This is a genomic window from Streptomyces sp. NPDC005799 (assembly GCF_040630525.1).
GTDB classification, from domain to species: domain Bacteria; phylum Actinomycetota; class Actinomycetes; order Streptomycetales; family Streptomycetaceae; genus Streptomyces; species Streptomyces griseorubiginosus_B.
Genome location: NZ_JBEXXQ010000031.1, coordinates 1 through 19,301, shown reverse-complemented (window position 1 = coordinate 19,301; position 19,301 = coordinate 1). Strand labels below are relative to the sequence as shown.

Genomic DNA, 19,301 nt, shown 5'->3' with positions numbered 1-19,301 from the left:
ACCCCGGTCCGACTCCGCCCACGTCGATGGCCGTGGAGGTCAGCGCTCCCCGCGCGCGTACCTCCGCACGGCCAGCGGCAGGAACACGGCGATCAGCGCCGCGCACCACAGCAGTGACCCGGCGATCGGATGTGCCACCGGCCAGGCGGCACCCGACGGCACCGGCGCGTTCCCGAACAGGTCGCGCAGGGCCGTCGTGACCGCGCTGATCGGATTCCACTCGGCGAGGACGCGCAGCCAGCCCGGCAGACCGTCGGTCGGGATGTAGGCGTTGGACAGCAGGGGCAGGACGAAGGTCGAGGCCCCGAGCTGACCGGCCGCGTCCTCGCTGCGGGTGAGGAGCCCCAGCCAGATCCCCAGGGACGTGCAGGCGAACCGGAAGAGCAGCAGCAGCCCCACCGCGCCCAGGGTCCCGGCCGGTGACCCCTCGATCCGCCAGCCCACCGCGAGCCCGACCAGCAGCAGCGGCACCGTCCCGATCGCCGTGACCACGAGATCGGCCACCGCCTGCCCGAGCGGTACGGCCGCCCGGCTCACCGGCATCGTGCGGAACCGGTCCATCACCCCCCGGTGCGAGTCGGCCGCCGCCTGGAACATCCCCGTCATGATCCCGCCCGCGGCCGTCGCCACCAGCAGCCCGGGGACCAGGAAGGACCGGTACTCGCGCCCGGGCACCGCGAGGGCGCTGCCGAAGACATAGCCGAAGAACAGCAGCATGTTGATCGGCATGACCTGGGTGAGGACGGCGAGGCCCGGGTTGTTGCGGACCCGCCGCAGCTGCCGGCCGACCATCGCCAGGCCGTCGTACGTCAACGCGCTCATGCCACAAGCTCCTTGTGATCGGGGGAGTCGTCCGGGCCCGCGTCCGTGAGCCGGAGGAAGACGTCGTCGAGGGTCGGCGGGCGCAGGCTGGCGTCGATCAACGGCACGCCCGCCGCGTCCAGTTCGCGCACCAGGCGCGGGAGGGTGAGGGTCGGGTCGGTGGTGACGGCGCCCACCGCGTTGCGCTCCCGGTCGAACAACGGCTCGGCGCCGGTGAGCCGGTCCAGGACGGCCGCCGCGCCGGTGAGCGCGTCCTCGTGGCCGACGACGGCTTCCGCGTACGAGCCGATGAGGGCCTTGAGCTGGGCGGGCGACCCGGTGTGCGCGACCCGGCCGCGGGCCACCAGGGCGATGTCGTCGGCGAGTTGATCCGCCTCCTCCAGGTACTGCGTGGTCAGCAGCACGGTCGTGCCGTCCCGCTTGAGCTCGCGCACGGCGTCCCGGATCCGGTTGCGGCTGGCCGGGTCGAGCCCGGTGGTGGGCTCGTCGAGGAACAGGACGGCCGGCCGGCGGATCAGGCTCGCGGCGAGGTCGAGCCGGCGGCGCATCCCGCCGGAGTAGGTGGCGGCGGTCCGGCCCGCGGCCTCGGTGAGCCCGAAACGTTCCAGCAGCTCGTCGGCCCGGGCGGCCGCGTCCCGCACCCGGTGCAGCCGGGCGAACAGCCGCAGGTTCTGCCGGCCGGTGAGGTCGCCGTCGACCGACGCGTACTGCCCGGTGACGCCGATGTGCCGGCGTACGGCCGCGGGCTCCCGGACGAGGTCGTGCCCCGCCACCCGGGCCGACCCCGCGTCCGGCCGCAGCAGCGTCGTCAGCAGCCGTACGGCCGTCGTCTTGCCCGCCCCGTTCGGCCCGAGAATCCCGCAGACCGTGCCCTCGGCGACCGCGAGATCCAGCCCCCGCACGGCGTGCACCTCGCCGAAGCGCTTCTCCAGACCTTCACTAAGTACAGCGTACGTAGAAGTCATGTCCCGACCATAGCGCACTACGTACGGTGTACGTAACTACGATGGTGGCCGAGGTGATGATCGATGGCGGGCCGAGCGGCGGTACCCGAAGTGATCTGGGCCAGGCCCGAGCGGACGGGGCGGGGGCCGAGACCGGCGTACACCCGTGCCGACATCGCGGCGGCGGCGGTGAAACTCGCCGACGCGGGCGGGCTGGACGCGGTGTCGATGCGGCATGTCGCGGCCGAGCTGGGATGCGGGACCATGTCGCTCTACAACTACGTCCCCCGCAAGGAGGACCTGTACGAGCTGATGGTGGACGCGGTCAGCGGGGAGCACGAGCCGTGGGAGCCGAGCGGGGACTGGCGGGCCGACATGACGCGGGTCGCGCACCAGACGCGGACGCTCATGCACCGCCATCCCTGGCTCCCGCGGCTGATGTCACCGGTGTACGGCTTCAGCCCGAACGCCCTGCGGTACCTCGAGCACTGCCTGGCCTGCCTGGATCCGCTCGAGGACATGACGTACGGCATGAAGATGCAGCTGATCGGGCTGCTCAACGGCGTGGTGACGATGTACGTCTCCAGCGAGCTCGCCACGGCCGAGCGCACGAGGAACCTGCCCTGGTCCGAGGAGCAGGAGAACGCGGTGCGGATCGCCTATCTGGGGAGCCAGATCGCCGGCGGGGCGTATCCCCGGATGGCGGCGGCGTTCATGGAGGACCCGGGGCCGATCGACCTGGACGCCGTCTTCGACCTGGCGATGCAGAGGGTCCTCGACGCCTTTGACCCCGCCAGAGGCTAGATCAGCGCGAACTGGCCCTCCGGGCCCTCCTCGTGGTGGTCCAGGACCGAGGCAGGCCGGCGTGCGGCCTCCGGCACCGGCAGCACGCCCGCCGTCGTCAGCTCGCTCGCCGTGATCGTGGCCGGTACCGTCAACTCCCGCTGCTGCGGCCGTAGTTCCGCCAGCAGAGCCAGAACCGTGATCAGCTCCAGCAGTTCCGACGTCCACGCCTGCGGCCAGGTCGCCGGGCGGATCGCCGACAGGGTGCCCGGCTCGGGCTCCGCCGTCCGCGCGCCGAACCACTGCTCCAGCACCCGGACTCCGGCCGCCTCGAAGTCCCAGGCCTCCGGTGGCACGGGGGAGATGCGGCCCTCGTCCAGCAGCAGGGTCTCCTCGTCGCGGTCGTAGTCGAGGGTGAGGGGACGCGAGGGGAGCGGGGCGCGGACGTAGGGGCGGCGGCCGCCGGGGAGTCGGGGCCGCTCGCCGTCGCGCCGCATCAGCCACAGCAGACGGTGGCCCAACTCCACGCCCCGGGACCAGAGCTCGGGATCCTCAGGGAGGGGCACGGTGAGGTCCTGGCGGACCGTGGCCATGATCCAGGCCAGAACGTCCGGCGCCCGCACCGGCGTTCCGAGCCGGGTGCCCAGATGCTCCGTCAGGCCCGGCGCCAGGTTGGGTTCGGCGCCGCCCGGGCGACGGTAGAGCGGGCGGATGCGACCGGGGCGGAGCAGGGGGAGGTGGGAGGTGGCGAGCAGATGCGGACCGTCGGTCTCCGACGGAGTCTCCACGACGAAGATCTGCTGTTCGTCCGCCACCCGCCACAGTTCCGGTCGGGCGGTGTCGATCAGGCGGTGGTCGGGGATCAGCCACTGCTCGTCGAAGGGCGCGTGCAGGACCCGTACCGGCTCGGGGCAGGGACCGGAGGCGCGGATCAGCTTCTCCGTGCCGCTCGACTGCCCCGGGAGCTGCCCCACCGCCGTGTGCGATGTGCGGGAGCGCGTCGGCTCGAACAGGGCCTCACGGTCCGGACCGTCCGCCTTCAGCAGGGCGTCCCAGCGGGCTTTCAGGGTTGCCGCGTCGGGGCCCGTCGGCCACCCCCGGCCGAGCCGCGGCGGTGCGACGGACCACGGCATGAGGTCCGCCAGCGGCGGAGCGTCGTCGTGCGTCACGCTGGGCATCGTACGACCATCGGCCGACAGGTACGGGGGGCTGGTGAGCTCACGTGGCGTCCAGAGTCACCGTGAAGGAGAAGCGGTCCCCGCGATAGTGGATCACCGCCACGTCCAGGACCCGCCCCGCGGTGTCGTACGTCACCCCCGTGTAGTGCAGGATCGGGCTGAGCAGGGGGACTTGGAGCAGCCGGGCCGTCTCCGGGTCGGCCAGCCGGGCCTCCACGGTGTCCGTGATGCGGCTGATGTCCGCGCCCACGACGTCCCGCAGCACCTTGGTCATGGGCCGGCGCACCAGGTCCGAGGGGTCGATCCGCGCGGCCATGTCCGGACGCACGTAGTTGCGGGCGTGGTTGGTCGGCTCGCCCGTCTTCTCGTCGCCGCGCAGCCGGTGGTACGTGGCCACCTCGCCGATCCCCGGGAAGAACTCGGCGAGTTCGGGCGGCACCGAGGCGCTGCCGTGGTCCAGCAGCTCGGTCGTCATGCCGGACTGCTGGGCCACGATCGCGTCCACCGAGCCGAGCAGCCGCACCGGAGCGGCCCGGCGGGCGGCGGGCTCGATGAAGGTGCCGCGGCGCCGGTGCCGGGTGATCAGGCCCTCGTCCTCCAGTTCCTTCAGCGCCTGCCGCATGGTGAGCACGCTGACCCCGTAGTGCCCCGCCAACTGCTCCTCGGTGGGCAGCCGCAGGGGGTCCTGGGGCGAGCGGCCGAGTATCGAGGCGCGCAGGGACTGCGAGACCTGGTACCAGAGCGGCAGCTTGCGGTTCAGGACGATCGAGTCCGGGGCGAAGGAGGTCACGGGCTATCCGTACCGGTCGTGGGCGATCAGCGCAACGGCCGGAAGTGGCGCTGGAGTCCCCGCCACACGTCGTCGTAGTGCGGCTGCAGATGGTCCGCCTGGGCCGCGTGCGCGGTGAGCAGGACGGGCCAGCGCGTCTCGAACATGAACGCCAGCCCGTCGTCGATCTTCTGCGGCCCCAGCTCCGCCGCACTCGCCCGGTCGAACGTCTCCCGGTCCGGGCCGTGCGCCGACATCATGTTGTGCAGCGAGCCGCCGCCCGGCACGAAACCCCCCTTCCCGGCCGTCTTCGCGTCGTAGGCGCCCTCGACGAGCCCCATGTACTCGCTCATCACGTTCCGGTGGAAGTACGGCGGCCGGAAGGTGTCCTCGCCCACCAGCCAGCGCGGCGCGAACACCACGAAGTCGACGCCGGCCAGTCCGGGGGTGTCCGACGGGGACGTCAGCACCGTGAAGATCGACGGGTCGGGGTGGTCGTAGGAGATGCTGCCGATGACGTTGAAGCGGCGCAGGTCGTAGACGTACGGGACGTGGTTGCCGTGCCAGGCGACCACGTCGAGCGGGGAGTGGTCGTAGGTGGCGGTCCAGAGGTTGCCGCAGAACTTGTTGACCACCTCCACCGGGCCCTCGACGTCCTCGTAGGCGGCGACGGGTGCGAGGAAGTCGCGGGCGTTGGCGAGACCGTTGGCGCCGATCGGGCCGAGGTCGGGGAGGCGGAAGGGGGCGCCGTAGTTCTCGCACACATATCCGCGGGCTGAAGCGTCCAGCAGCTCCACCCGGAAGCGCACCCCACGGGGGATCAGCGCCACATGGCCCGGTTCCGCGTGCAGCAGCCCGAACTCCGTGCGCAGCAGCAGCCCGCCGCGCTCCGGGACGATCAGCAGCTCGCCGTCGGCGTCGCTGAAGACGCGGTCCATGGAGGCGGTGGCGTGGTAGAGGTGCACGGCCATGCCGGTGCGCTGGGTGACGTCGCCGTTGCCGCCGAGGGTCCACAGGCCGGCCAGGAAGTCGGTGCCCTCCGCGGGCTCCGGCAGGGGGTTCCAGCGCAGGCGGTTGGGATCCGGCACCGACTCCGTGAAGGGAGCCGTGCGGATCCAGCCGTTGTGCGTCTCCGTGAACGCCGGGTGGGCGGCCGAGGGGCGGATGCGGTAGAGCCAGGAGCGGCGGTTGTGGGCGCGCGGCTCGGTGAACGCCGTGCCGCTGAGCTGCTCCGCGTAGAGCCCGAGGGGGGCGCGCTGCGGGGCGTTGCGGCCCTCGGGCAGGGCGCCGGGTACCGCCTCCGAGCTGTGCTCGTTGCCGAAACCGGAAAGGTAGCTCAGCCCCTCCGCCGTCTTGCGCGCGTCCCCGCTCATGGCCGCTCCTTCGCGACTTGATTCCTATGCCTCACCATAGGATTGCGCTCCGGCCGGCGCAAGGGGGACCCCGGCCCCACGGCCCTCCTCATCAGGGAGGAACCAGAACAAGACTCCAGGGGGATTCGCCTGTCGTACCGGTGTTCTACGCTCCCGGGCATGTCGTGGACGCGGGGACTCCTTGCCGTGCTCGCGGCCTGTGTCCTGCTGCTGGCCGGATCCGCGGGCTGCGGGTCGAGCGACGCGCACGAGAGAACGGACGGGAAGGGTGAGACGTCGACGTCGCCGGTGGGCAAGCTCCTCGACGACACCGACCCGCAGGGCAGACGGCTGCGCCAGGTGGACAAGAAGGGCGCTCCCGACGTCGGCATCGAGGTACTGCCCGACGCACACAACACCTGGGACGTACGGCTGACCGTCCACCACTTCCGCTTCTCGCCCGGCGGCACGAAGGCGAAACCCGTGGCCGGACGCGGCTTCGCCTCCCTGTTCGTCGACGACCGGCCCGTCACCCGGCTGCGCGGTACCGCCTACCGCCTCCCGGCCCGCCTGGTCACCCGCGGCACCCACCACGTCACCGCCCGGCTGTACGCCGACGACGGCACGGTGTGGGCCGTGAAGGGCAAGCCGGTGCAGAGCACGGCCGACATCACGGTGTCGGAGCCGGACACCACGCCGGGCGGGACGCCGGGCGCCTCGGGCACTCCCGGCGGGACACCGGGGGCTCCCTCCCCGTCGGGCGGGACATCGGCCGCCTCCGCCGGACCCGGCGCCACCCCGGACTCGGCCGCCATGAGCGCGTCCGGCATCGATCTCCGTACCGAGGGGCGAGGTTCACCGGACCGCGTCGGAAAGGCATCATGAAACCCGTGCCCCACGCGACATCGCTACGCCGTGCGCCCGTGCAACGGCGCAGTGCCGAACGGCTCACCAGGATCCTCGACGCCTGCGCCGACCTCCTCGACGAGGTCGGCTACGACGACCTGAGCACCCGTGCCGTGGCACTGCGCGCGGGCGTCCCCATCGGCTCGGTCTACCGCTTCTTCGGCAACAAGCGGCAGATGGCCGACGCCCTCGCCCAGCGCAACCTCGAGCGCTTCACCGAACGCGTCACCGAGCGGCTGAAGAAGTCCACCGAGGGTGGCTGGCGCACCGCCATGGACGCCGTGCTCGACGAGTACCTGGCCATGAAGCGCACCGCCCCCGGCTTCTCCCTCGTCGACTTCGGCAACCAGATCCCGGTGGGTTCCCGGCACGCCGAACCCAACCACCGTGTCGCCGACCGCCTCACCGATCTGCTCTCCGGCTATCTGGACCGCGAACCGGACGACGATCTGCGCCGTACGTTCCTGATCGCCGTGGAGACCGCGGACACCCTGGTCCACCTCGCCTTCCGGGTGGCCCCGGACGGCGACGAGAAGATCATCGAGGAGGCCCGGGAGATGCTGCGGGCGTATCTGGCGCGGGTTCTGGACTGACCGGGCTCGCGGGTCTGCGACCTGTTTTGCGACCTCACTCCCGAAGAGGGCTCCCCTCCGTTCATACCGGTCGGTATGCTCCCCTGAAACAGGCACCGCTGCCCCAGGAGGACCCGTGTCCCGCACCGCCCTGCGAATCTGCCCCCTGTGCGAGGCCACCTGTGGGCTGACGCTGACCATCGAGGGAACCAGGGTCACCGGCGCCCGCGGCGACCGGGACGACGTCTTCAGCAAGGGGTTCATCTGTCCCAAGGGCGCCTTGTTCGGCGCCGTCGACGGCGACCCGGACCGGCTGCGCGCACCGCTGGTGCGCAGGGACGGGGAGCTGCGCGAGGCCACCTGGGACGAGGCCTTCGACGCGGTCGCCGCGGGCATCCGTCCCGTCGTCGAGCGGTACGGGCCGAACTCCGTCGGCGTCGTCCTGGGCAACCCCAACGTGCACACCATGGCCGGCGCCCTCTATCCGCCGGTCCTGCTCGCCGGGCTCGGCACACGCAGCGTCTTCACCGCTTCCACCGTCGACCAGATGCCCAAGCACGTCTCCAGCGGACTGCTCTTCGGCGACGCGAACGCGATCCCCGTGCCGGACCTCGACCACACCGACCATCTGCTGCTGATCGGCGCCAACCCGCTGGAGTCCAACGGCAGTCTGTGCACCGCTCCCGACTTCCCCGGCAAGCTCAAGGCCCTCAAGGCCCGCGGCGGCACCCTCACCGTCATCGACCCCCGCCGCACCCGCACCGCGAAGCTCGCCGACCGCCACATCGCGATCCGCCCCGGCACCGACGCCCTGCTCCTCGCGGCGATGGCACACGTCCTGTTCGAGGAAGACCTCGTGGAACTCGGCGAGTTGGCACCGCACGTCGAGGGCGTCGAGGAAGTGCGGGCGGCCGTACGGGACTTCACCCCCGAGGCCGTCGCCGACGCCTGCGACGTCGACGCCGGCACCGTCCGTGCCCTCGCCCGCGAACTCGCCGCCGCCCAGACCGCCGCCGTGTACGGACGCATCGGCAGCTGCACCGTCCCGTACGGCACCCTCGGCAGCTGGCTCGTCGACGTGCTCAACGTCCTCACCGGCAACCTCGACCGGCCCGGCGGCGCCCTCTTCCCACAGGCGGCCACGGACAGGACCCCCCGCCCCGCCGGACCCGGCCACGGGTTCGCCCTCGGCCGCTGGCACTCACGGGTGAGCAGGCATCCCGAGGCGAAAGGGGAGTTGCCCCTCTCGGCGCTCGCCGAGGAGATCGACACGGCGACCGCGGAGGGCGAGCCGATCCGCGCCCTGATCGCCGTCGCCACCAACCCCGTGCTCTCCGCGCCCGACGGCGACCGGCTCGACAAGGCCCTGGACTCCCTCGACTTCATGGTCAGCGTCGACCCCTACCTCAATGAGACCTCGCGCCACGCCGACGTCGTCCTGCCGCCGCCCCCGCCCTCCCAGAGCCCGCACCACGACTTCGCCTTCAACACCCTCGCCGTGCGCAACCAGGTCCGCTACAGCCGCCCCGCCGTCCCGCTGGAGCCCGGACGCATGGCGGAGACCGAGATCCTCGCCCGGCTGATCCTGGCCGCGACCGGCATGCACGGCGCCGACCCCTCCGCCGTGGACGACCTCGTCATCGGCCAGGCCCTCGGCAAGGCGGTCAAGGAACCCCACTCGCCCGTGCACGGCCGCGACACCAAGGAACTCGCCGCACAGCTCACCGGCGTCAGCGGCCCGGAGCGGCGGCTCGACATGATGCTGCGCCTCGGCCCCTACGGCGACGGCTTCGGCATACGACCGGACGGGCTGTCCCTGGAACGCCTGCTCGCGCATCCGCACGGCATCGACCTCGGCCCCCTGCGCCCCCGCCTTCCGCAGCCGCTGAAGACCAGCAGCGGCAAGGTCGAGCTGCTGCCGCAGCCGATCGCCGACGATCTGCCGCGCCTGCGGCGGGCGTTGCGCGAGCGCCCCGAAGGGCTCGTGCTGGTCGGGCGCCGGCATCTGCGGTCCAACAACAGCTGGATGCACAACGTCCCCGCCCTCACCGGCGGTTCCAACCGCTGCACCCTGCACATCCACCCCGAGGACGCCGAGCGGCTCGGCGTGCGCGACGGGGCGCCGGTACGGGTCAAGGGCGCCGGGGGAGAGGTCACCGCCCGCGCCGAGGTCACCGACGGGGTGCGCCGGGGCGTGGTGAGCCTGCCGCACGGCTGGGGCCACGACCGGCCCGGCACCCGGCTTCGCCACGCCGCCACCGAGCCCGGCGTCAACGTCAACCAGCTCCTCGACGGCAGCCTCCTCGACCCGCTGTCGGGGAACGCGGTCCTCAACGGAGTGCCGGTGGATATCACGGCCGTCGTGGCCGTGTGACCCGCCCGCCGACCTGAGCAAAGCCGTGACCTGCGGTTTTGCGCTTATTGCTCACAGGTCAACTACTTGTTAACGCCGTTTGAACGGACCTAACGTCGTCGCACCGCCTGCCCGGTGGGATGTTCAAGGGCGAACGTTAGGTATCCACTCATGCTGACCATCCTCGGCTTCGCCATGATCGCGACCTTCCTGGTCCTGATCATGCTGAAGAAGATGTCGCCGATCGCGGCACTCGTGCTCATACCCGCGCTGTTCTGCGTGTTCGTGGGCAAGGGCGCCAAGCTCGGTGACTACGTCATCGACGGCGTCACCAGCCTCGCGCCCACCGCGGCGATGCTCATGTTCGCGATCGTCTACTTCGGTGTGATGATCGACGTCGGCCTCTTCGACCCGATCGTCCGGGGAATCCTGAGGTTCTGCAGGGCCGACCCGCTCCGGATCGTCGTCGGCACCGCGCTCCTCGCCGCGATCGTCTCGCTCGACGGCGACGGCTCCACCACCTTCATGATCACCGTCTCGGCGATGTACCCGCTCTACAAGCGCCTGAAGATGAGCCTGGTCGTGATGACCGGTGTGGCCGCGATGGCCAACGGCGTGATGAACACGCTCCCCTGGGGCGGTCCGACGGCCCGCGCGGCGACCGCGCTGAAGCTCGACGCCAGCGACATCTTCGTGCCGATGATCCCGGCACTCGCCGTGGGCCTGCTCTTCGTCATCGCCCTCGCGTACGTCCTCGGCCGCCGTGAGCGGGGGCGGCTCGGCGTGCTGACGCTGGACGAGGTGCTCGTGGAGGAGCCCGCCGAGCAGGAGACGGTGCTGGTCGGCGCGGGTACCGCCAAGCGCCCCAAGAGCGGCGGCGGTTCGGACACCGGCGCGGACCTGCCCCAACAGCCCGAGGACGACGGCTTCCAGGGCCTCGACCCCGAACGGCCCACCCTGCGGCCCAAGCTGTACTGGTTCAACACGCTGCTCACGGTCGCCCTGCTCACCGCCATGATCATGGAGTGGCTGCCGATCCCGGTGCTGTTCCTGCTCGGCGCCGCGCTCGCGCTCACCGTCAACTTCCCGCACATGCCCGACCAGAAGGCCCGCCTCGGCGCCCACGCCGAGAACGTCCTCAACGTCTCCGGCATGGTCTTCGCCGCCGCCGTCTTCACCGGCGTCCTGCAGGGCACCGGCATGGTCGACCACATGGCGAAGTGGCTGGTGGACAACATCCCCGACGGAATGGGCCCGCACATGGCCTTCGTCACCGGCGTCCTGAGCATCCCGCTCACGTACTTCATGTCGAACGACGGCTTCTACTTCGGCATCCTCCCCGTCCTCGCCGAGGCCGGCCAGGCCCACGGCGTCTCCTCCCTGGAGATCGCCCGCGCCTCCCTCGTCGGCCAGCCCCTGCACATGTCGAGCCCGCTCGTCCCCGCCGTCTACGTCCTGGTCGGCATGGCCAAGGTGGAGTTCGGCGACCACACCAGGTTCGTGGTCAAGTGGGCCGCGCTCACATCACTGGTCGTGCTCGGGGCAGGGATCCTCTTCGGCATCATCTGACCGCACACGGAGGTTCGTCCCATGAGGCCCGGTGGAAACCGCGGCTGGCTGCTCCGCCTCGTCATCGCCTTCTCCTTCGCGCAGGGGGCGGTGTCGATGGCCCGGCCCGCCGTCTCCTACCGGGCCCTGGCGCTGGGCGCCGACGAGCGGGCCGTCGGCGTCATCGCGGGCGTCTACGCCCTGCTCCCCCTCTTCGCCGCCGTACCGCTGGGGCGGCGCACCGACCACGGCCGCTGCGCGCCCCTGTTGCCCGTCGGCGTCGTCCTCATCGCCGGCGGCTGCGTACTGAGCGGACTCGCGGGCTCCCTGTGGGCGATGGCGGTCTGGAGCGGCGTGATGGGCCTCGGCCACCTCTGCTTCGTGATCGGCGCCCAGTCCCTGGTCGCCCGCCAGTCCGCACCGCACGAACAGGACCGCAACTTCGGCCACTTCACCATCGGCGCCTCCCTCGGCCAGCTCGTCGGCCCGATCGCCGCGGGCGCGCTGATCGGCGGGCCCGACATGGCGGGCACGAGCGCACTCGCCCTGGTGGTGGCGGGCGCGGGCGGGGCCGTCGCGTTCACCTCGCTGTGGCGCATCGAGGACCGTACGGCCCTCAAGTCCCGTCCCCCACAAGGCGATCGCGTTCCCGTCGGCGGCATCCTGCGCGCCCGGGGCGTCCCGGCGGGCATGCTCATCAGCCTCTCGGTGCTGTCCGCCACGGACATCCTCACCGCGTATCTCCCGGTCGTCGGCCAGCACCGGGACATCGCGCCGTCGGTGATCGGCGTGCTGCTCAGTCTGCGCGCCGGGGCGACCATCGCCTGCCGGCTCGTCCTGACCCCGCTGCTCCGGCTGCTCGGCCGCCCCCTGCTGCTGACGGTGACCTGTCTGCTCGCCGCCCTGCTGTGCGCGGGCATCGCCCTGCCGGTGCCGGTGTGGGCGCTCGGTCTGATGCTGGCCGCGCTCGGCTTCTGCCTCGGCGTCGGACAGCCGCTGTCCATGACGACGGTCGTGCAGGCCGCCCCCGACGGCGCCCGTTCCACCGCCCTCGCGCTGCGGCTGACCGGCAACCGCCTCGGCCAGGTGGCCGCGCCGGCCGCGGCGGGGCTGGTGGCGGGGGTGGCCGGAGTGGCGGCGCCGTTCGTGATGCTGGGCGGGTTGTTGCTGCTGTCGGCGGGGGTGGCGGTGCGGTCGTCGTCGGCTCCGGGCGGCGGTCCGGGGGCCGGATTCGTCCGCCGGGAGGGCCGGGCCGGCACTGTGTTGCGCCGGTCGAGCGATATCTGACGGCGCGTCGGGCAGGGCTCCCGCCCGTATGGCACGGATGTGAAAGAGAGTCAGGTGAAAGAGCGATTTGTGTGAAAATCGTCTGACTCGGAGGAACATCCATGCCCACCTTGATGCCCCCGTCCGCCGTCGGCGCCCGTCTCGGCGCCGCGGCCCTCACCGTCCTCACCGCGGCAGGGGCCTCCTTGGCCGCGGCACCGGCCGCCGTGGCCGCCCCCGGAGACGGAGCCGACATCAGGATCCACAATGAGCGGGTGCCCTACGGTGTCTCGAAGGACGATCCCGTCGTCTGCAGGTTCTACCTCGACGCGGAGAACTTCGGCGACCTGACGACCGTCAACTACACCATCAAGGCGCAGCCCCCGCTGCCCACGGCGGCCACCGTGAGCGGCTCCATCGCCCTCGCCGGCGGCGCCGGTCACACCGACACGCTGGGCCTGGCCGACGGCAGGTACACGCTGCAGTGGACCATCCCGCCGGTCGCCGGTGCCCCCACCGCCGTCCCCACCGTCGCCCCCAAGGAGAAGGTCTTCGTCGTCGACTGCAACCGCCGGCGCGACCACGACCGGGCCCAGGACCCGGGCCGGACCATCGAGGACCACGGCCGTGAGGCTGCGGGTCCCGGCGCCGGTTCCTGGGGCGGCTCCGGGGGCGGCCACGAGGGCGGCTCCGGGGGCGGCCACGAGGACGGCGGGCCGAAGGGCGGCGTGCACGCCGGCGGCGGTGGCCTCGTCGACACCGTGCAGGCGTACACCCCGCTGAGCGCGGCCGCGGCCGTCGGGCTGGTCGCCATCAGTGCGGGCGTGTACATCCGGGTCCTCCGCCGCCGCTCGCATGGTGCCGCGTAGGCGCAGACGCAGGCCCTGGTACCGGACCCGCGCCTACCGCCTCACCAGGACGGCCGCGATCGTGGCCGTCCTGGTGACGGTCGTCCGGTGCGGGGGCGACCACGAGCCGCATGCGTCCGCCAGGGCCGGGGCGTCCGTGGAAGCCCCCGCCGACCCGGCCCCGGGGGCCGCCGGAGGCTCCGCCGCCACCGAGGGGAAGGCCTCGGCCGAACCGGCTGTCCCGCCCAAGCCCCTGCCCCGGTCACCGGCGACCGCACTGCGCGTACCGTCCCTGGGGATCGACGCGCCGGTCATCGGACTGAGCCTCGGTCCCGACCGGCAGCTCAAGACGCCGCCGCTCGACAAGCCCAAGCTCGTCGGCTGGTACCAGGACGGGCCCTCGCCGGGCGAGAACGGCACCGCCATCGCGGTCGGCCACCGCGACACCCGTACCGGCCCCGCCGTCTTCGCCGCCCTCGCGCAGGTCCCGCGCGGCGGCCGCATCGAGGCCCGGCGCGCCGACGGCCGTACCGCCGTCTACACCGTGGACCGGGTACGGGTCTTCGACAAGACCCACTTCCCCGACAAGGAGGTGTACGGCCCCAGCCGGCGCCCCGAACTCCGGGTTCTGACCTGCGGAGGTCTCTACACCCGCAGGACGGGCTACACCAGCAACGTCGTCGTCTTCGCGCACCTCACACGGACCCTCGACGCCCCGGCCGGACACTGAATCTGATCGTCCGCTTTCTCACGGACCGAACCGAACCGCCCTGACTCTTCCCCCGGCCGCACACATTCCGTTAATTTCCGTGACCCACAGACCTCGTACGACCCGCACGAGGCCATCGGACGGCGGAGCACCAGCGCCTGCAGCCCTCGGGGGCACCGGACATGACACGCGCCATCTCTCTGTACGACGTGACCAAGACCTACACGCGGGGCGTCCGCGTGGTGGACCGGCTGTCGCTGGACATCCGGCCCGGCGAGTTCCTGGTCCTGCTGGGGCCCTCCGGCTGCGGGAAGTCCACGGTGCTCAGGATGATCGCCGGGCTGGAGGAGATCACCGAGGGCAGGCTGCTGCTCGACGGCGAGGAGGCGGGCGAACTCCTGCCGTCCGAGCGGAACATGGCGATGGTGTTCCAGAACTTCGCCCTCTATCCGAACATGACCGGCCGCGGCAACATCGGCTTCCCGCTGCGGGTGGAGAACCCCGGCGAGGACCCGCGCCCCAGGGTCGACGCCACCGCCCGCATGCTCGGCATCGAGGACCTCCTGGACCGCTTCCCCAGCCAGCTCTCCGGCGGCGAGCGCCAGCGCGTCGCGATGGGCCGGGCCATCGCCCGCCACCCCTCCGCCTTCCTGATGGACGAGCCGCTGTCCAACCTCGACGCCAAGCTCCGCAACCATCTGCGCGCCGAGATCGCCGCGCTCACCCGGGAGCTGGGCGTCACCACGGTGTACGTCACCCACGACCAGTCCGAGGCCATGTCGCTCGGCGACCGGGTCGCCGTACTGCGCGGCGGCGTCCTGCAGCAGGTGGGCAGCCCGCGCACGGTCTACGCCCTGCCCCGCAACGTCTTCGTCGCCGCCTTCATCGGTACCCCGCGCATCAATCTGCTGCGGGGCCTGGTGCGGGCACCGCTGGACGGCGCGATGACCATCAGCCTGGGTAAGCAGTTCCTCCGGCTGCCCGAACCGCTGTCCCTGGACCACCAGTTGCTCCGGGTCCAGCAGGGCAGGGAGGTGATCGTCGGGCTGCGTTCGGAGGCCGTCCGCATCGCCAAGCACAGCTCCGCCCGGCCGGGGGAGGTGCCGCTGACCGGGCTGGTCGAGCATGTGGAGTTCCAGGGGCACGAGGTGCTGGTGCACTTCAACACCGGTTCACAGCCCGCCGTCGTACCGGATCTGGAGGCCCCGCGCCCCGGGAGGCAGGCCCGGCGGAGACGCGGGGGGACGAGCGTCCTGGGCCGGTTGAAGGACCGGGCGGAGGCGCTGCGGGCCGGGCCCGTGGTGGTGCTCGACGACGAGTCGCGGGACGCGGAGCCGGCCCCGGCCCCGGCCGAGCCGCGTCTCCCCGGTGATCTGGTGGTCCGCACGACGCCCGACATCGATCTGCGCCGAGGGCTCCAGGTGCCGCTGTTGGTCGACATCGCCCACCTGTTCGTCTTCGACCAGCACGGTGAGCGGATCTGCCCGGCTCCGGCGAGGTTGCCCGATCTCGACGGCTGACGGTGCTCACGGACGGCGGTGTCTGGCGTTTCAAAACTACCGTCGCTAGTTTATGTGGCTGTCGGTAGGTTGGGACGCGAACCGCGGCGCTGCCCTGAGGAGCACCATGAAGGCACATGACGGCATGTACATCGACGGGGAGTGGCGTTCCGCCGCGGGCCGGGACGTGATCGACGTCGTGAACCCGGTGGACGAGCAGGTCATCGGGCATGTCCCCGCGGGGACGGCCGAGGACGTGGACGCGGCGGTACGGGCCGCCCGCGCCGCCTTCCCGGGCTGGGCCGCCACCCCGCCCGCCGAGCGGGGCGCGCGGCTGGCCGCCCTGCGGGACGTCCTCGTCGCCCGCAAGGACGAGATCGCCGAGACGGTCACCGCAGAGCTCGGCTCGCCGCCGCAGTTCTCGCAGAACGTCCACGCCGCCGTGCCGATCGCCGTGGCGGGCTCGTACGCCGACCTCGCGACGGCGTACGCCTTCGAGGAGAAGCACGGGAACTCGACGGTCTACCTGGAGCCGGTCGGCGTGGTCGGCGCGATCACGCCCTGGAACTACCCGCTCCACCAGATCGTCGCCAAGGTCGCCCCGGCGCTCGCGGCGGGCTGCACCGTCGTGCTGAAGCCCGCCGAGGACACCCCGCTGGTCGCCCAGCTCTTCGCCGAGGCGGTCCACGAGGCGGGTGTGCCGGCCGGTGTCTTCAACCTGGTCACCGGGCTCGGACCGGTCGCCGGGCAGGCCCTCGCCGAGCACCCGGATGTCGACCTGGTCTCCTTCACCGGGTCGACGGCGGTGGGCCGGCGGATCGGCGCGACGGCGGGCGCGGCCGTGAAGCGGGTCGCCCTGGAGCTCGGCGGCAAGTCCGCCAACGTCATCCTGCCGAGCGCCGACCTGGCCAAGGCGGTCAACGTCGGCGTCGCCAACGTCATGTCCAACTCCGGCCAGACCTGCAGCGCCTGGACCCGGATGCTGGTGCACCGCGACCAGTACGAGGAGGCGGTCGAGCTGGCCGCCACCGCCGCCGCCAAGTACGGCTCCCGCATCGGTCCCGTGGTGAACGCCAAACAGCGGGCACGGGTGCTCGGTTACATCGAGAAGGGCGTCGCGGACGGAGCGCGGCTGGTCGCCGGCGGACCCGAATCGCCGCGCGAGCAGGGCTACTTCGTCTCCCCGACCGTCCTCGCGGACGTCACCCCCGAGATGACCGTCGCCCAGGAGGAGATCTTCGGCCCGGTCCTGTCCGTCCTGCGCTACGAGGACGAGGAGGACGCCCTGCGCATCGCCAACGGCACGGTGTACGGCCTCGCGGGTGCCGTGTGGGCCGGCGACGAGGCGGAGGCGGTCGCCTTCGCCCGCCGGATGGACACCGGGCAGGTCGACATCAACGGCGGCCGCTTCAACCCCCTCGCCCCTTTCGGCGGTTACAAGCAGTCCGGCGTCGGCCGCGAGCTCGGCACGCACGGTCTCGCCGAGTACCTCCAGACCAAGTCCCTGCAGTTCTGAGGAGCGTTTCCGTGGTTCGCGCAGCCGTACTGCCCGCAGTGGGCGCCCCGTTGGAGATCACGGACATCGAGCTTCCCGACCCGGGCCCCGGCCGGGTCCGGGTGCGGCTCGCCGCGGCCGGGGTGTGCCACTCCGACCTGTCCCTGTCCAACGGCACCATGCGGGTGCCGGTGCCCGCCGTGCTCGGCCACGAGGGCGCCGGCACGGTCGTCGCCGTCGGGGAGGGCGTCACGCATGTCGCCCCGGACGCCGAGGTAGTCCTCAACTGGGCCCCGTCCTGCGGCAGTTGCCACGCCTGCTCGCTGGGCGAGGTCTGGCTGTGCGCCAACGCCCTGAACGGCGCGGCGGACGTGTACGCCCGCACCGCCGACGGCACCGAACTGCATCCCGGGCTCAACGTGGCCGCGTTCGCCGAGGAGACCGTCGTCCCGGCGGGCTGCGTCCTGCCGCTCCCCACCGGCATCCCCCTCACCGACGCGGCCCTGCTGGGCTGCGCGGTCCTCACCGGCTACGGCGCCGTCCACCACGCGGCGAAGGTCCGGCCCGGCGAGACGGTCGCGGTGTACGGCGTCGGGGGAGTGGGCCTGGCGGCGCTGCAAGGGGCCCGTATCGCGGGAGCCTCCCGCATCGTCGCGGTCGACGTCTCCCCACAGAAGGAGGAGCTGGCGCGCGCGGCCGGTGCCACCGACTACGTGCTCGCGTCCGACACCACGGCCCGCGAGATCCGGGGGCTGACCGGCAAGCAGGGCGTCGACGCGGCGATCGAGTGCGTGGGCCGCGCGACGACCATCCGCACCGCCTGGGACTCCACCCGCCGGGGCGGCCGTACGACGGTCGTCGGCATCGGCGGCAAGGACCAGCAGGTCACCTTCAACGCGCTGGAGATCTTCCACTGGGGCCGCACCCTCTCGGGCTGCGTCTACGGCAACACGGACCCGGCGAAGGACCTCCCGGTCCTGGCCGACCACGTCCGCTCCGGCCGCCTCGACCTGGGCGCGCTCGTCACCGAGCGGATCGCCCTGGACGGCATCCCGGCCGCCTTCGAGAACATGCTCGCGGGGAAGGGCGGCCGGGCACTCGTGGTGTTCTGAGCGATAGGCCGCCGCCTCGGCTCACGGCACCTCCTCGCGCTGCGGCTCTGCCACGACGCCGCTCGCCGCCGCCCGGGGCCGGGACCGGGACACCGCGACGCCGGCCAGGCACAGCGCCCCGCCCGCGAGCGTCAGCAGCCCCGGCACCTCGCCGAGCGCCAGCCAGGACATCAGCACGACCAGGGCGGGGACGGCGTACGTCGTCGCGCCCATGCGGCTGGCGGTCGTACGGGCGAGGGCGTACGCCCAGGTCGTGAACGCCAGCGCCAGCGGGAACACGCCCAGGTACACCATGTTGAGCGTCGCCGACACGGGTGCGTGGGCCGCCTCGTGCGCCAGCTGCCCGGCGAACGGCAGGCACAGCACCGCGCCGACCAGACAGCCGAAGGTCGTCACCTGGAGGGCGCCGGCCTGTCCCAGCGCCGGTTTCTGGGCGACGACTCCGGCCGCGTACGAGATCGCGGCGAGCAGACACAGGACGACGCCGAGCACCGAGGAGCCGCCCTCGCCGGACATCGACAGTCCGACGGCGACGGCCCCGGCGAACGACACCGCCATGCCCGCCAGCAGACGGGGCGGCATGGGGTCGCCGAGGATCTTCGCGCCGAGCAGGGCGATGAGGATGGGGCCGATGTTCACGACCAGGGCCGCGGTGCCGGCGTCGACCTGCTGCTCGCCCCAGTTCAGGACGACGCCGTAGAAGCCGAACCAGAGGACGCCGGATATCAGGATGCCGCGCCAGGCCGAGCGCGGGGGGAGCCCCGCCCTCCGTACGACCAGGATGACGCCGAGCACGACGGAGCCGGACAGCAAACGTCCCAACGCGAGGGCGCCGGGGGAGTAGGCGGTTCCGGCACTCCGGATCGACACGAAGGCGGAGGCCCAGAGCACGACGGTCACGGCGGCCGCGGCCGCCGCGTGGATGCCGGCGCGGTTCGTCGTCGGACTGGCGTTCATCATGCTCCTGAGGTTAGGCACGGCGAGGCGGTGACGGCTGGCGGATATCGGACGGTGGGGTGGGGGCGGCCAGGGGGGAGGGTGGCTGGGGTGTCGTGCCGGGTGCGGGCTGGTTGTGGCCGGTCGCGCGGTTCCCCGCGCCTCTGAAGGAACGGCTGCATCTCCAGGGGTGCGGGGAACCGCGCGAC

The 19,301-nt window shown here is 72.3% G+C and carries 17 protein-coding genes; 11 read left to right on the top strand and 6 right to left on the bottom strand.

All coding sequences use genetic code 11. The annotated features are described in order from the left end of the window. Window positions 1–39: 39 nt before the first annotated feature. Window positions 40–822, bottom strand: coding sequence for an ABC transporter permease (locus ABZ453_RS28080; RefSeq protein ID WP_359018940.1), 783 nt, complete (start codon window positions 820–822; stop codon window positions 40–42). Beyond that, window positions 819–1,787 (bottom strand): ATP-binding cassette domain-containing protein, encoded by a 969-nt coding sequence (locus ABZ453_RS28075; RefSeq protein ID WP_359018938.1) that lies wholly within the window; start codon window positions 1,785–1,787, stop codon window positions 819–821. Before ABZ453_RS28075 ends, ABZ453_RS28080 begins: the two co-directional genes overlap by 4 nt. A gap of 63 nt (window positions 1,788–1,850) precedes the next feature. On the opposite strand from ABZ453_RS28075, the gene ABZ453_RS28070 reads away from it, so the two are divergent. Further along, window positions 1,851–2,570: a TetR/AcrR family transcriptional regulator gene (locus ABZ453_RS28070; protein WP_359018936.1), complete on the top strand. Its 720-nt coding sequence runs from the start codon at window positions 1,851–1,853 to the stop codon at window positions 2,568–2,570. On the opposite strand, the gene ABZ453_RS28065 is transcribed toward ABZ453_RS28070, so the two are convergent. The 3 genes from ABZ453_RS28065 to hmgA are packed head-to-tail and all read right to left on the bottom strand — an operon-like array spanning window position 2,567 to window position 5,869. Then, window positions 2,567–3,727: a type ISP restriction/modification enzyme gene (locus tag ABZ453_RS28065; RefSeq protein WP_359018935.1), complete on the bottom strand. Its 1,161-nt coding sequence runs from the start codon at window positions 3,725–3,727 to the stop codon at window positions 2,567–2,569. The genes ABZ453_RS28070 and ABZ453_RS28065 overlap by 4 nt on opposite strands. Window positions 3,728–3,767: 40 nt before the next feature. Continuing rightward, window positions 3,768–4,517 carry a GntR family transcriptional regulator gene (locus ABZ453_RS28060; RefSeq protein ID WP_359018933.1) on the bottom strand — a complete coding sequence of 250 codons (750 nt, stop codon included), beginning with the start codon at window positions 4,515–4,517 and terminating at the stop codon, window positions 3,768–3,770. 26 nt (window positions 4,518–4,543) lie between these two features. Next, complete coding sequence (hmgA, locus tag ABZ453_RS28055) at window positions 4,544–5,869, bottom strand: homogentisate 1,2-dioxygenase (RefSeq protein ID WP_359018931.1); 1,326 nt, start codon at window positions 5,867–5,869, stop codon at window positions 4,544–4,546. Between the two features lie 159 nt (window positions 5,870–6,028). Between hmgA and ABZ453_RS28050 the strand changes: the two genes are divergently transcribed. The 10 genes from ABZ453_RS28050 to ABZ453_RS28005 all read left to right on the top strand — a co-directional run bounded on the left by ABZ453_RS28050 (window position 6,029) and on the right by ABZ453_RS28005 (window position 18,156). Further along, a complete protein-coding gene (locus ABZ453_RS28050; protein ID WP_359018929.1) occupies window positions 6,029–6,733 on the top strand; it encodes a hypothetical protein in 705 nt (234 codons plus the stop codon). After that, entirely contained in the window at window positions 6,730–7,347 is a 618-nt protein-coding gene (locus ABZ453_RS28045) for a TetR family transcriptional regulator (RefSeq protein WP_133047217.1), read from the top strand. Before ABZ453_RS28050 ends, ABZ453_RS28045 begins: the two co-directional genes overlap by 4 nt. Before the next feature lie 115 nt (window positions 7,348–7,462). After that, window positions 7,463–9,700, top strand: coding sequence for a molybdopterin oxidoreductase family protein (locus ABZ453_RS28040; protein WP_359018926.1), 2,238 nt, complete (start codon window positions 7,463–7,465; stop codon window positions 9,698–9,700). A 150-nt stretch (window positions 9,701–9,850) separates the two neighbouring features. After that, window positions 9,851–11,248: a citrate:proton symporter gene (locus tag ABZ453_RS28035; RefSeq protein ID WP_359018924.1), complete on the top strand. Its 1,398-nt coding sequence runs from the start codon at window positions 9,851–9,853 to the stop codon at window positions 11,246–11,248. A gap of 21 nt (window positions 11,249–11,269) precedes the next feature. Then, window positions 11,270–12,514, top strand: coding sequence for an MFS transporter (locus tag ABZ453_RS28030; RefSeq protein WP_359018922.1), 1,245 nt, complete (start codon window positions 11,270–11,272; stop codon window positions 12,512–12,514). Window positions 12,515–12,615: 101 nt separating this feature from the next. Continuing rightward, the gene (locus ABZ453_RS28025; RefSeq protein WP_359018920.1) at window positions 12,616–13,362 is read left to right on the top strand and encodes a hypothetical protein; all 747 of its coding nucleotides are present in this window, start codon (window positions 12,616–12,618) and stop codon (window positions 13,360–13,362) included. After that, on the top strand, window positions 13,349–14,071 hold the full coding sequence (locus ABZ453_RS28020; RefSeq protein ID WP_359018918.1) for a class F sortase: 723 nt from the start codon (window positions 13,349–13,351) through the stop codon (window positions 14,069–14,071). The genes ABZ453_RS28025 and ABZ453_RS28020 overlap by 14 nt, the downstream gene beginning before the upstream one ends. A 161-nt stretch (window positions 14,072–14,232) precedes the next feature. After that, window positions 14,233–15,570 (top strand): ABC transporter ATP-binding protein, encoded by a 1,338-nt coding sequence (locus tag ABZ453_RS28015; RefSeq protein ID WP_133047211.1) that lies wholly within the window; start codon window positions 14,233–14,235, stop codon window positions 15,568–15,570. Window positions 15,571–15,676: 106 nt separating this feature from the next. Continuing rightward, window positions 15,677–17,065 carry an aldehyde dehydrogenase family protein gene (locus ABZ453_RS28010; RefSeq protein WP_359018915.1) on the top strand — a complete coding sequence of 463 codons (1,389 nt, stop codon included), beginning with the start codon at window positions 15,677–15,679 and terminating at the stop codon, window positions 17,063–17,065. A gap of 11 nt (window positions 17,066–17,076) precedes the next feature. Next, a complete protein-coding gene (locus tag ABZ453_RS28005) occupies window positions 17,077–18,156 on the top strand; it encodes a Zn-dependent alcohol dehydrogenase (protein WP_359018913.1) in 1,080 nt (359 codons plus the stop codon). 21 nt (window positions 18,157–18,177) lie between these two features. Here ABZ453_RS28005 and ABZ453_RS28000 read toward each other — a convergent pair whose 3' ends face one another. After that, the gene (locus ABZ453_RS28000) at window positions 18,178–19,113 is read right to left on the bottom strand and encodes a DMT family transporter (RefSeq protein WP_359019104.1); all 936 of its coding nucleotides are present in this window, start codon (window positions 19,111–19,113) and stop codon (window positions 18,178–18,180) included. Window positions 19,114–19,301 lie beyond the last annotated feature (188 nt).

Coding starts and splice junctions, on each gene's coding strand:
- ABZ453_RS28045 (WP_133047217.1), top strand. CDS start 6,730: ATGAAACCCGTGCCCCACGCGACATCGCTACGCCGTGCGCCCGTGCAA.
- ABZ453_RS28030 (WP_359018922.1), top strand. CDS start 11,270: ATGAGGCCCGGTGGAAACCGCGGCTGGCTGCTCCGCCTCGTCATCGCC.
- ABZ453_RS28080 (WP_359018940.1), bottom strand. CDS start 822: ATGAGCGCGTTGACGTACGACGGCCTGGCGATGGTCGGCCGGCAGCTG.
- ABZ453_RS28000 (WP_359019104.1), bottom strand. CDS start 19,113: ATGAACGCCAGTCCGACGACGAACCGCGCCGGCATCCACGCGGCGGCC.
- ABZ453_RS28015 (WP_133047211.1), top strand. CDS start 14,233: ATGACACGCGCCATCTCTCTGTACGACGTGACCAAGACCTACACGCGG.
- ABZ453_RS28075 (WP_359018938.1), bottom strand. CDS start 1,787: ATGACTTCTACGTACGCTGTACTTAGTGAAGGTCTGGAGAAGCGCTTC.
- ABZ453_RS28010 (WP_359018915.1), top strand. CDS start 15,677: ATGAAGGCACATGACGGCATGTACATCGACGGGGAGTGGCGTTCCGCC.
- ABZ453_RS28035 (WP_359018924.1), top strand. CDS start 9,851: ATGCTGACCATCCTCGGCTTCGCCATGATCGCGACCTTCCTGGTCCTG.
- ABZ453_RS28070 (WP_359018936.1), top strand. CDS start 1,851: ATGGCGGGCCGAGCGGCGGTACCCGAAGTGATCTGGGCCAGGCCCGAG.
- ABZ453_RS28025 (WP_359018920.1), top strand. CDS start 12,616: ATGCCCACCTTGATGCCCCCGTCCGCCGTCGGCGCCCGTCTCGGCGCC.
- ABZ453_RS28020 (WP_359018918.1), top strand. CDS start 13,349: ATGGTGCCGCGTAGGCGCAGACGCAGGCCCTGGTACCGGACCCGCGCC.
- ABZ453_RS28050 (WP_359018929.1), top strand. CDS start 6,029: ATGTCGTGGACGCGGGGACTCCTTGCCGTGCTCGCGGCCTGTGTCCTG.
- ABZ453_RS28065 (WP_359018935.1), bottom strand. CDS start 3,727: ATGCCCAGCGTGACGCACGACGACGCTCCGCCGCTGGCGGACCTCATG.
- hmgA (WP_359018931.1), bottom strand. CDS start 5,869: ATGAGCGGGGACGCGCGCAAGACGGCGGAGGGGCTGAGCTACCTTTCC.